The sequence below is a fragment of the Streptomyces sp. NPDC007856 genome, assembly GCF_042868225.1.
In the GTDB taxonomy this organism is placed as follows: Bacteria; Actinomycetota; Actinomycetes; order Streptomycetales; family Streptomycetaceae; genus Streptomyces.
In genome coordinates this window covers 1-12247 of record NZ_JBIAEC010000023.1, presented here as the reverse complement: position 1 = coordinate 12247, position 12247 = coordinate 1, and the positions used below count along the sequence as shown (strand labels likewise).

The window sequence follows — 12247 nt, the reverse complement described above, 5'->3', positions numbered from 1 at the left end:
GGCACCCGTGCCGGGCATCGGCTACGAGGGCCGTGCCCGGTCCGGGATCTCGGCCAGGGACACCGGGCGCCGCTCCCGGCGGGAGAGCTCGCAGGCCTCGGCCACCCGCAGAGCCTGCAGGGCCTCGTGGCCGTCGCACGGGTTGGGGCGCTCGCCGTGCACCACCTCCAGGAAGGCGTTCAGCTCGGCCTCGTACGCGGGGCCGAACCGCTCCAGGAAGCCCGGCCACGGCTTGTCCGCGGGCGGCGGCCCGGTCGGCTCGGTGGACGCGAGCGGCGTACGGTCGTCCAGGCCCACCACGACCGTGTCCGCTTCCCCGGCCAGCTCCATGCGCACGTCGTACCCGGCGCCGTTCAGCCGGGTCGCCGTGGCCGTGGCCAGCGTGCCGTCGTCCAGCGTGAGCAGCACCGCGCCCGTGTCGACGTCCCCGGCCTCGCGGAACATCGCGGGCCCGGCGTCGGACCCGGTGGCGTAGACGTCGGCCACCTCACGGCCCGTCACCCACCGCAGCACGTCGAAGTCATGGATCAGCGTGTCCCGGAACAGCCCGCCGGACAGCGGCAGCCAGTCGGCCGGGGGAGGGGACTGGTCGCAGGTCATCGCGCGCACGGTGTGCAGTCGGCCGAGGCGTCCCGAGCGCACGGCCTCGCGGGCGCCGGCGTATCCCGCGTCGAAGCGCCGCTGGAACCCCATCTGCAGAATCGTGCCCGCCGTCTCCACCTCGGCGAGCGCCTGCAGTGTGCCCGGCAGGTCGAGCGCGATCGGCTTCTCGCAGAAGACCGGCAGGCCCGAGCGGGCTGCCCGACCGATCAGTTCGGCGTGGGCCGACGTCGCCGTGGTGATCACCACCGCGTCCACGCCCCACTTGAAGATCTCGTCCACACCCGGCGCCGCCGTCTCACCCAGCCGGTGCGCCAGTCCCTGCGCCCGCGCCGGATCCGCGTCCGTCAGGATCAGCGACCCGACCTCCCGGTGGCGGCTGAGCGTTCTCGCGTGGAGGCTGCCGATGCGGCCCGTACCGATGACCCCGATGCGCATGGAAACAAAGTGAGGGCGGAGCCCGTGCCCTGTCAATGCGTATGTCCGGACAATCGGACTACACAACTTCCCGTCAACCGGCCACGGGACTACGCTCGGGCCGTGCCGAAACCAGATGTGGACCCCACCGTGTCGCTCGACCTCCATGTGGACCGTAGCTCCCCGGTGCCGTTGTACTTCCAGCTCTCCCAGCAGCTGGAGGCCGCCATCGAGCACGGCAGCCTCACTCCGGGGAGCCTGCTGGGCAACGAGATCGAGCTGGCCGCGCGGCTCGGTCTGTCCCGGCCGACCGTCCGCCAGGCCATCCAGTCCCTCGTCGACAAGGGGCTCCTCGTGCGCCGCCGCGGCGTCGGCACGCAGGTGGTGCACAGCCAGGTCAAGCGCCCGCTGGAGCTGAGCAGTCTGTACGACGACCTGGAGGCGGCCGGTCAGCGCCCCGCGACCAAGGTGCTGGTCAACACCGTCGTACCGGCCTCCGCCGAGGTCGCCGCCGCGCTCGGCGTGCCCGAGGGCGGCGACGTGCACCGCATCGAGCGGCTGCGCCTCGCGCACGGCGAGCCGATGGCGTACCTGATCAACCACCTCCCGCCCGGCCTGCTCGACCTGGACACCGCCCAGCTGGAGGCCACCGGCCTGTACCGGCTGATGCGCTCGGCCGGGATCACCCTGCACAGCGCCCGCCAGTCCATCGGCGCCCGCGGTGCCACGGCGGCCGAGGCCGAGCGGCTCGCCGAGGACGAGGGCGCCCCGCTGCTCACCATGCAGCGCACCACCTTCGACGACACCGGCCGCGCGGTCGAGTTCGGCGACCACACCTACCGGCCGACGCGTTACTCCTTCGAGTTCCAGCTGCTCGTCCGGCCCTGACCGGCGACCGCGTTCGTTGTAATGTCCGGACATTAGGACGGATGCGTGCTCCCCCGCTGTGTCATGAGTGTCACCCGTGTTCGATACTGGAGCGTTTGGGGCCGCTGAGCTGATCACCGGCCCCTTCCGCACGTACGAACACAGCAAGAAGGGGCACGGCCTCGTGGCACGGTTCAGGACCTGGGCGGTCATCTCGCTGACAGCGGCACTTTCGCTGTCCCTCGCGGCATGCAGCAGCACGGGAGGCAAGCGGGCCGAGGACGCCCGCAAGGCCGCCGCGGCCCAGGGGAGGGTGGCGGTGAACACGCCCCGCTGGACCTTCGCGATGATCACCCACTCGGGAGACGGCGACACCTTCTGGGACATCGTGCAGAGCGGCGCCAAGCAGGCCGCCGTCAAGGACAACATCAACTTCCTGTACTCGCACGACGACCAGGCCCAGCAGCAGGCGCAGCTGGTGGACGCGGCGGTCGACAAGAAGGTCGACGGCATCATCGTCACCCTCGCCAAGCCGGACGCCGTGAAGGCAGCCGTGGCCCGCGCCGAGAAGGCCGGAATCCCGTTGATCACGGTGAACTCCGGCTCCACGGAGTCCAAGGCCTTCGGCGCCCTCACCCACATCGGCCAGGACGAGACGATCGCCGGCGAGGCCGTCGGCGACGAGCTGAACAAGCGCGGGAGGAAGAAGGCCCTGTGCGTGCTGCACGAGCAGGGCAACGTGGGCCACGAGCAGCGCTGCGACGGCGTCGCCAAGACCTTCCACGGCACGCTGCAGAAGCTGTACGTCAACGGCACCGACATGCCGGACGTGCAGTCCGCCATCGAGGCCAAGCTCCAGGCCGACGACTCCATCGACTCGGTCGTCACCTTGGGCGCCCCGTACGCCGACACCGCCGTGAAGGCCAGGGGTGACGCGGGCAGCAAGGCCGAGATCGACACCTTCGACCTCAACGCACAGGTCGCCGCCGAGCTGAAGAACGGCACCCTGGGCTTCGCCGTGGACCAGCAGCCGTACCTCCAGGGCTACGAGGCGGTCGACCTGCTGTGGGCCTACAAGTACAACGGCGACGTCCTCGGCGGTGGCCGGCCGGTGCTGACCGGTCCGCAGATCATCACCAAGGACCAGGCCGCCGCGCTGGCCGCGTACACCGAGCGGGGCACGCGATGAGCGCAACCATTGATGAAAGGGTTCTGCAGAGCTCGCCGGCGAAGAAGCTGCTCTCCCGGCCGGAACTGGGCTCGATGGTCGGCGCCCTCGCCGTCTTCGTCTTCTTCGCCTGCGCCGCCGACGGTTTCCTGCGCGCCGCCAGCCTCAGCACGATCCTGTACGCCTCCTCGACCATCGGCATCATGGCCGTACCCGTGGCCCTGCTGATGATCGGCGGCGAGTTCGACCTGTCGGCCGGTGTCCTGGTGACGTCCTCGGCGCTGGTCTCCTCGATGTTCAGCTACCAGATGACGGCGAACACCTGGGTCGGCGTAGGGGTGTCCCTCCTCGTGACGCTGGCCATCGGCGCGTTCAACGGCTTCATGCTCACCCGCACCAAGCTGCCCAGCTTCATCGTGACGCTGGGCACCTTCCTGATGCTGACCGGCATGAACCTCGGCTTCACCAAGCTGATCGACGGCACGGTGTCGACGAAGACCATCGGGGACATGGAGGGCTTCCCCTCCGCCCACGCGCTCTTCGCCTCGACGCTCACGATCGGCGGGGTCGACTTCAAGGTCACGATCCTGTGGTGGCTCGGCCTGGTGGCGATGGCCTCCTGGATCCTGCTGCGCACCCGCGCCGGCAACTGGATCTTCGCCGTCGGCGGCAACCAGGACGCGGCCCGCGCGGTCGGCGTCCCGGTCGCCAGGACCAAGATCGGGCTCTACATGGGCGTGGCCTTCGGCGCCTGGATCTCCGGCCAGCACCTGCTCTTCTCCTTCGACGCCGTCCAGTCCGGCGAGGGCGTCGGCAACGAGCTGATCTACATCATCGCGGCCGTGATCGGCGGCTGCCTGATCACCGGCGGCTACGGCAGCGCGATCGGCTCCGCCGTGGGCGCCCTGCTCTTCGGCATGACCAGCAAGGGCATCGTCTTCGCCGAGTGGAACCCCGACTGGTTCAAGTTCTTCCTCGGAGCGATGCTGCTCCTCGCCACCCTGCTCAACGCCTGGGTCAAGAAGCGCGCGGAGGTCAGCAAGTGACTCTCGTCGAGCTGACCGACGTCAGCAAGCACTACGGCACCGTCCGCGCCCTCGAAGGCGTCTCGCTGGAGGTCCACCCCGGCGAGATCACCTGCGTCCTCGGCGACAACGGAGCCGGCAAGTCCACCCTGATCAAGATCGTCGCGGGTCTGCACCGGCACGACGGCGGCACCCTGAGCATCGAGGGGGAGGAGACGACCCTCTCCTCCCCGCGCGAGGCCCTCGACCGCGGCATCGCCACGGTCTACCAGGACCTGGCGGTCGTCCCCCTCATGCCGGTCTGGCGCAACTTCTTCCTCGGTTCCGAGCCCCGCAAGGGCAAGGGCCCCTTCAAGCGCCTGGACACCGACCTCATGCGCCGCACCAGCCGCGAGGCACTGCTCCGCATGGGCATCGACCTCAGGGACGTCGACCAGCCCATCGGCACCCTCTCCGGCGGCGAGCGCCAGTGCGTGGCGATCGCCCGCGCGGTCCACTTCGGCGCGAAGGTCCTGGTCCTGGACGAGCCGACGGCGGCACTGGGGGTGAAGCAGTCCGGTGTGGTCCTCAAATATGTGGCCGCGGCACGCGACGAAGGCCTGGGCGTTGTCTTGATCACCCACAACCCGCATCACGCGTACCTGGTCGGGGACAGATTCGTCCTGCTGCGCCGCGGCACAATGGTGGGCAATTGCACACGGGACGAGATCACTCTGGACGAGCTGACCCGGCAGATGGCGGGAGGATCCGACCTGGACGCCCTGCGCCATGAACTGCAGCGTGGTTGAGGGGCGCACGGAACCGTGCGACGAGCCACAACGCACCCGCGGTCGGCGACGCTCGCGCACCCCCCTCTCCCGTCCCGTACGCGACCCACACCCACGGTGAGGCAGAATCGACAAACGATGAGCACCTACCGCGACCTCACCGCCCCCATCGGCTCCCGCAGGGCCCCCGTGCTCCGTACGGTCGGTACCAGGGAACGCCGCTCCCATCTGACAGCACCCCGTGTGCCGACGGTGGGCATCGACATCGGCGGCACCAAGGTCATGGCGGGCGTCGTGGACGCCGACGGCAACATCCTGGAGAAGCTCCGCGCGGAGACCCCGGACAAGTCCAAGAGCCCCAAGGTCGTCGAGGACACCATCGTCGAGCTGGTCCTGGACCTGTCCGACCGGCACGACGTGCACGCGGTCGGCATCGGCGCGGCCGGCTGGGTCGACGCCGACCGCAACCGCGTCCTGTTCGCCCCCCACCTGTCGTGGCGCAACGAACCGCTGCGCGACCGCCTGAGCGGCCGCCTCTCCGTGCCGGTCCTCGTGGACAACGACGCCAACACCGCCGCCTGGGCGGAGTGGCGCTTCGGCGCGGGACGCGGCGAGGACCACCTCGTCATGATCACCCTCGGCACCGGCATCGGCGGCGCCATCCTGGAGGACGGTCAGGTCAAGCGCGGCAAGTACGGCGTCGCCGGCGAGTTCGGCCATATGCAGGTCGTTCCCGGCGGCCACCGCTGCCCGTGCGGCAACCGCGGCTGCTGGGAGCAGTACAGCTCGGGCAACGCGCTGGTCCGCGAGGCCAAGGAGCTGGCCGCCGCCGACTCCCCGGTGGCCTACGGCATCATCGAGCACGTCAAGGGCCAGATCGGCGACATCACCGGCCCGATGATCACCGAGCTGGCCCGCGAGGGCGACGCGATGTGCGTCGAGCTGCTCCAGGACATCGGTCAGTGGCTCGGCGTCGGCATCGCCAACCTCGCCGCCGCCCTCGACCCCTCCTGCTTCGTCATCGGCGGCGGGGTCTCGGCCGCCGACGACCTGCTCATCGGCCCGGCCCGGGACGCCTTCAAGCGCCACCTCACCGGCCGCGGCTACCGCCCCGAGGCCCGCATCACCCGCGCCCAGCTCGGCCCCGAGGCCGGCATGGTGGGCGCCGCCGACCTGGCCCGGCTGGTCGCCCGCCGGTTCCGCCGGGCCAAGCGCCGACGGGTGGAGCGGTTCGAACGCTACGAGCGGTACACCGAGGCCCGCCGGAACCGGGACACCGCATGACCGCCTCCCTGCCGCGCCAGGCCGCCCCGCCGGACGAGCCGCGCCGCCCCGCCGAGAACCCCGGGCACAAGGCCAGGCGCCGCGCGCTCACCCTGCTGATCATCGGCCTGCTCATCGGCGTCCCGGCCGGCTATCTGGTGATCTCCGCGAACCAGAGCCGCAACAGCGGCAAGGACAAGGAGGCGAAGTACTCGGCGACCGGCCTGACCTCGGGCTGGCCGTCCAACGTGCAGCGCCGCCTCTACCAGGTGACGGTCCCGCACCCGGCCGACTACATCGCCTCCTACGAGACGAACAACTGGAAGACCAGCCGCCTCTACGTGCAGTTCCGCACCAACGCCGCCGGCCTGGACAGCTTCCTGCAGACCATGGGCGCACGCCGGGACGAACTGAAGAAGACCGACATCGCCATCGGCGCCCGCGACCAGAAGGTCAGCGGCTGGCGCTTCACCGGCACCGGGCCCTGGTGGGGACTGACCCACCGGCAGAAGAACCCGGCGCCGACCCAGGACGTGGTCGTGAACATGTCCGACCCGAAGAACCCGATGGTCTACGTCGTCTCCCGCACGGTCCCGTAGTCGCGGGCCCTGGGCGGTCCCGGGGCCGATTGTCAGACCCCGCCCGTAGAGTCGAAGACGTCTGATCCGATGCACGGGCGGGAGATGGCAGGACGTATGAGCGGCGGCACGGCAGCGGTGGCGGAGCGCGCGGGAGGATCCGGGCAGGCCGGGGACCGGCTCCCGGTGCGCCTCGCGTCCGTCTACCTTCCGGCGCCCCTCCCGCGCGAGGGCCGCATCGCCTTCTGGAACCCCGACGGCGGGTCCGTCGAGGGCGACACCACCGAGATCACGGTCGTACGACGCCACGGTGCGGGCGTGCGCCGCCGGCAGGTGCCCGCGCTGGCCCTCCCGCTCGCCGAGGCCCTGCCGCTGCTGGTCCGGGCCCGCCGCGACCCGGCCGCCCATCCGGCCACGGCCTGCTGGGGCGCCGCCGCGCTGCACGCGCTGCGGCTGGTGGCCCGCGGCCGCCTGCTGCCGGGCCTGACCCCGGCCGGCCACGACGCCTGGCGGGCCGGCCCCCTGGAGCCCGCCGACATCGCCCACCTGCGCGCGGTCGCCGCGGCCCTGCCCCCGGAAGGCCACGCCGTACCGCTCCCGGACCCGGGCCCGCTCCGGCTGCCCGAGCCGGAGGCCCTGATCCGCTCCTTCCTGGACGCGGTCGCCGACACCCTGCCCCGCACCCCGGCCGCCCCCTACACCTCCGGCCGGCCCTTCGCCGCCCGGGAGCCCGTGGCGCTGCCCCAGGCCCATGAATGGGCGGCCGAGGTCGCCGCCGGCATGGACGCGGGCGTGCGGATCTCGCTCCGCCTGGACCTGTCGGCCTACGACGTCTTCGATGCCGGTGAGCACGACGGCGCGCGCGCCGCCGGGGCCGCCATCGTGCAGGTGCACAGCCTCGCCGACCCCACCCTGGTGGCCGACGCGGCGGCCCTGTGGGCGGGGGAGGCCGACACGGCGTTCGGCCCCCGCTCGCGGGTGGACGCCGCCCTCGCGGTGCGGCGCGCGGCCCGCGTGTGGCCGCCCCTGGACCGGCTCGCCGGACAGGACGTGCCCGATGTGCTCGCCCTGTCCGAGGAGGAGCTGGGCGAGCTGCTCGGCGTCGCTGCCCCGCGACTGGCCGCCGCCGGCGTCGCCGTGCACTGGCCGCGGGACCTCGCCCGCGACCTGACGGCCGCCGCGGTGGTCCGCCCGGCGCCCGGTTCGGCGACCGACGGCACCGGCTTCTTCGAGAGCGAGGAACTGCTCCGGTTCCGCTGGCAGTTGGCTCTCGGCGGGGATCCGCTCAGCGAGGCCGAGATGGACGCCCTGGCCGAGGCCCATCGCCCGGTCGTCCGGCTCCGGGACCGCTGGGTGCTGGTCGACCCGGCCCTCGTCCGCAAGGCCCGCAAGCGCGAACTGGGCCTGCTCGACCCGGTGGACGCCCTGTCCGTCGCGCTCACCGGCACCGCCGAGGTCGACGGGGAGACCGTCGAGGCCGTCCCGGTCGGCGCGCTGGCCGCCCTGCGCGACCGGCTCACCGCGGGCCTGCACCCCGCCGAACCGCCCGCGGGGCTGGCTGCCACCCTCCGCGACTACCAACTGCGCGGACTCGCCTGGCTGGACCTGATGACCTCCCTCGGCCTCGGCGGCTGCCTCGCCGACGACATGGGCCTCGGCAAGACCGTCACTCTCATCGCCCTGCACCTGAAACGCGCCCGCACCGAGCCGACCCTGGTCGTGTGCCCCGCGTCCCTCCTGGGCAACTGGCAGCGGGAGATCACCCGGTTCGCCCCCGGTGTCCCCGTCCGCCGCTTCCACGGCCCCGACCGGACGCTGGACGGCCTCGACGGCGGCTTCGTCCTCACCACGTACGGCACCATGCGCTCCGCCGCGGCCCGCCTGGCCGAACAGGCCTGGGGCATGGTCGTCGCCGACGAGGCCCAGCATGTGAAGAACCCCTTCTCGGCCACCGCCAAGGCGCTGCGCACCATCCCGGCCCCCGCGCGAGTGGCGCTGACCGGCACCCCCGTGGAGAACAACCTCTCCGAGCTCTGGGCCCTGCTCGACTGGACCACCCCCGGACTCCTGGGCCCCCTTAAGTCCTTCCGCGCCCGGCACGCCCGCGCGGTGGAGAACGGCGAGGACCAGGAGGCGATCGAGCGCCTGGCCCGTCTGGTACGGCCGTTCCTGCTGCGCCGCAAGAAGTCCGACCCGGGCATCGTCCCCGAGCTGCCGCCCAAGACCGAGACGGACCACCCGGTGCCGCTCACCCGCGAACAGGCCGCGCTGTACGAGGCGGTGGTGCGCGAGTCGATGCTGGCCATCGAGACCGCCGAGGGCATCGCCCGGCGGGGCCTGGTGCTGAAGCTGCTGGGCGCCCTGAAGCAGATCTGCGACCACCCGGCGCTGTACCTGAAGGAGGACCCGCACGCCGACCGGCTCCTGGCCCGCTCCGGCAAACTCGCCCTGCTGGACGAACTGTTGGACACCCTCCTCGCCGAGGACGGCTCGGCGCTCGTCTTCACCCAGTACGTCGGCATGGCCCGCCTGATCACCGCGCATTTGTCCGCACGCGCGATCCCGATCGACCTGCTGCACGGCGGCACCCCGGTCCCGGAGCGCGAGCGCATGGTCGACCGCTTCCAGAGCGGCGAGACCCCCGTCCTGGTGCTCTCCCTGAAGGCCGCCGGCACCGGCCTGAACCTCACCCGCGCGGGCCATGTCATCCACTTCGACCGCTGGTGGAACCCGGCGGTCGAGGAACAGGCCACCGACCGCGCGTACCGCATCGGCCAGACCCAGCCGGTCCAGGTCCACCGCCTGGTCACCGAGGGCACGGTCGAGGACCGCATCGCCGAGATGCTCACCGCCAAGCGCGCCCTGGCCGACGCCATCCTGGGCTCCGGCGAGGCGGCCCTCACCGAACTGACCGACCGTGAACTGTCCGACCTCGTCTCCCTGCGGAGGCCGTCGTGACGACCGGCGAACAGCGCCCCGGCGACGCCGCGCGCCGCGCCCTGCGGGAGGCGCGGCAGCGCGCGGAGGCCGAGCGGGCGGAAGCAGGGCGGGAGACCGCGGAGGAGCAGGCGGCGTCCGGGCGCGTGGTCGACGGGACGGGCACCGCGGAACCGAGGCCCGCGGACCTCGCGCGCGCCGCCCTCCGGGCGACGGCCATGCCCCCCGTGCCCGCCGGGTCGGATACGCCCGGCACGCCGGACGGACCCGGCGACTCCGCCGCCGCAGACCGCAGGCCAACGGAGGCCCGGGCACAGCCTGCCGACGAAGGCGCACTCGGTGCCGCCGCGCGGCCCGCCGACGAAGGCGGGACCCGTGCCACGGAGCGGTCCGCGGATGCGGGCGCCGGGGGCGCCCGCGCGGGGGACCGTGTCGTGCCTGGGGCCGGCCGTGCGGGAGACCGGGACGCGTCCGGCGCCGGCCGTGCGGCAGAGGGGGACGTGCCCGGGGGCGCCCGTGCCGGAGCGCGAGATGTGCCCGGTGCCGGCCGTGCGGGAGAGGGAGATGTGCCTGGCGCCGCCCGTGCTGGGGCGCCAGACGTGCCCGGCGCCGCCCGTGCCGGTGAGGGAGACGTGTCCGGGGGCGCCCGGGCGGGACGGCCCGGGGTGCGTCCCGCCGACGTGGCCAGGGAAGCGCTCCGGGCCGCCCGCCGGGAGGCGCTGCGTGCCGAGGCCGAGGCCGAGGCCGAGGCGCGCGGCAAGCGGTCGCAGGACCCCCGTACCCGACGCGGGACGCGCGCGACCGGTGGCACCGCCGCCGCGGTGCCGCGCCCCGCGACCGGCCCCGGACCGGAATCCGCGGCGGCCCGCGTCAAGGCTGCCCAGGAGATCCGGCACTACCTGGCCAACGCCTTCCGGATGCCGACGTGGTCCGACACCCCGGAGGACGAGCCCCCGGGCACCGGCACCAGCGGCAGCGACGACAGCACGCCCCCCGCCGAGCCGCGCCCCGGCACCGCCCCCCGCGAGCCGGACCCCACTCCCGAGGGATCGGGGCCGACGCGGGACGAGCCGGTGTCCCCGCACACACCCCCCGCCACCCTCGCCACTCCCACCGAACCGCACCACACGGCCCCCGCACAGGCGTCCCCCTACCTGCCCGCCACCATGGCCACCCCGCACCGCGACTCCGAACTGCGGCGCACCTTCCCGGAGTTCGCGCCCCGTGTGGCCACCGCTGAGGGCGCGCCGTTCGCCGGGACCTGGTGGGGCAATGCCTGGGTGGCCGCGCTGGAGCAGGGCGCGCTGGACCCCAAGAGGCTGGCGCGGGGCCGCGGTTACGCCGAGCAGGGGCATGTCGACGCGATCACCGTGACACCGGGGCTCGTGCTGGCGTACGTCCGCGGCAGCCGACCCCGCCCGTACCGGGTGCAGGTGCGGGTCCGCACGCTGGAGGACGCGGACTGGGCGCGCTTCCTGGACGCGGCCGCCGACCGGCCGGGCCACATCGCCGCGCTGCTCGACAAGGAACTGCCCCAGTCCCTCGCCGACTGCGGGGTGCCCCTGCTGCCCGGCCCCGGCGACCTCGTGCCGCGCTGCAGCTGCCCCGACTCCGGGCACCCCTGCAAGCACGCGGCGGCGCTCTGCTACCAGACGGCGCGGCTGCTCGACGCCGACCCCTTCGTGCTGCTCCTGCTGCGCGGCCGGGGCGAGAGAAGCCTGCTCGACGCGCTGTCCCGGCGCAGCGCCGCCCATGCGGCCCGCGCCGCCCAGGGGCGACAGCCGCAGTCCCTGCCGGGCGTACGCGCCGCTGACGTCCTGGCCCCGCGCGAACTCCCGCCGCTGCCCCCGCCGTTGCCGGCGCCCCCGCACCCCGAGCAGCCCCCGGTCTATCCGGCGGCGCCCGGCGGTCCCGACCCCTTCGCGCTGGACCAGCTCGCGACCGACGCCGCCGCCCGCGCCCACGCGCTGCTCGGCACCGGACGCGATCCGGTGGGCGAGCTGACCCTGTGGCAGGACGCGGTGCGCCTGGCCGCCGCCCGCCCCGGCTCCGGCCTCACGGCCACCACCCGCACCCTCTACGCCACGCTCGCCACGGCCGTGGGCCGCCCCCCGGCCGACCTCGCGCGGGCCGTCGCGGCCTGGCGCCAGGGCGGGGCCGCCGGGCTGGCCGTGCTGGAGGAGCCGTGGGACCCCCCGGCCGGCCGCTTCGACCGGGCCCGCCCGCTGCTGCTCGCCGCCGACCTTCCGGCGTTCCGGCCCTGGCGCAACCGCCTCACCCATCCCCGCGGCCATGTCCAGCTCCGGCTGGGCCGCGACGGCCTGTGGTACGCGTACGAGTCGGAGCCGGGCCGGGACGACTGGTGGCCCCGCGGCACGCCCGACCTGGACCCGGTGGGCGCCCTGACCGGCCTCGGCACACCGGACGACGTCTGACCGCCGTGACGCGGGAAGGCCGGTGCCGGCAGCGGTTGTCGCTGCCGGCACCGGCCTTCCGGTGCTGGGGTGCGTCGGCTCAGTACGCGGAGTTCACGTTGTCGATGGAGCCGTAGCGGTGGGCCGCGTAGTTGGCGGCCGCGGTGATGTTGGCCACCGGGTCGGTGACGCTCTTGGCGGTACCGGCGAC

Annotated in this window: 9 protein-coding genes; 8 read left to right on the top strand and 1 reads right to left on the bottom strand. The window is 73.5% G+C overall.

Annotated elements, in window-relative coordinates:
* Positions 1–21: 21 nt before the first annotated feature.
* Positions 22–1038, bottom strand: coding sequence for a Gfo/Idh/MocA family oxidoreductase (locus ACFYOH_RS37880; RefSeq protein WP_388635363.1), 1017 nt, complete (start codon positions 1036–1038; stop codon positions 22–24).
* A 129-nt stretch (positions 1039–1167) separates the two neighbouring features.
* Here ACFYOH_RS37880 and ACFYOH_RS37875 point away from each other — a divergent pair, with 129 nt between their 5' ends.
* The 8 genes from ACFYOH_RS37875 (at position 1168) to ACFYOH_RS37840 (ending at position 12057) form a co-directional block, all read left to right on the top strand.
* Positions 1168–1905, top strand: a complete 738-nt coding sequence (locus ACFYOH_RS37875; protein WP_388635490.1) for a GntR family transcriptional regulator — start codon at positions 1168–1170, stop codon at positions 1903–1905.
* A 163-nt stretch (positions 1906–2068) separates the two neighbouring features.
* A complete protein-coding gene (locus ACFYOH_RS37870; RefSeq protein ID WP_388635488.1) occupies positions 2069–3073 on the top strand; it encodes a sugar ABC transporter substrate-binding protein in 1005 nt (334 codons plus the stop codon).
* Positions 3070–4098 carry an ABC transporter permease gene (locus tag ACFYOH_RS37865; RefSeq protein ID WP_388635361.1) on the top strand — a complete coding sequence of 343 codons (1029 nt, stop codon included), beginning with the start codon at positions 3070–3072 and terminating at the stop codon, positions 4096–4098. Before ACFYOH_RS37870 ends, ACFYOH_RS37865 begins: the two co-directional genes overlap by 4 nt.
* Complete coding sequence (locus ACFYOH_RS37860) at positions 4095–4865, top strand: ATP-binding cassette domain-containing protein (protein WP_388635359.1); 771 nt, start codon at positions 4095–4097, stop codon at positions 4863–4865. Before ACFYOH_RS37865 ends, ACFYOH_RS37860 begins: the two co-directional genes overlap by 4 nt.
* 117 nt (positions 4866–4982) lie before the next feature.
* Positions 4983–6128 (top strand): ROK family glucokinase, encoded by a 1146-nt coding sequence (locus ACFYOH_RS37855; protein ID WP_388635357.1) that lies wholly within the window; start codon positions 4983–4985, stop codon positions 6126–6128.
* Positions 6125–6706, top strand: coding sequence for a sugar kinase (locus ACFYOH_RS37850; RefSeq protein WP_388635355.1), 582 nt, complete (start codon positions 6125–6127; stop codon positions 6704–6706). The genes ACFYOH_RS37855 and ACFYOH_RS37850 overlap by 4 nt, the downstream gene beginning before the upstream one ends.
* A 96-nt stretch (positions 6707–6802) precedes the next feature.
* The gene (locus ACFYOH_RS37845; RefSeq protein ID WP_388635353.1) at positions 6803–9643 is read left to right on the top strand and encodes an SNF2-related protein; all 2841 of its coding nucleotides are present in this window, start codon (positions 6803–6805) and stop codon (positions 9641–9643) included.
* Between the two features lie 197 nt (positions 9644–9840).
* Entirely contained in the window at positions 9841–12057 is a 2217-nt protein-coding gene (locus ACFYOH_RS37840; protein ID WP_388635486.1) for an SWIM zinc finger family protein, read from the top strand.
* Positions 12058–12247: the final 190 nt, after the last annotated feature.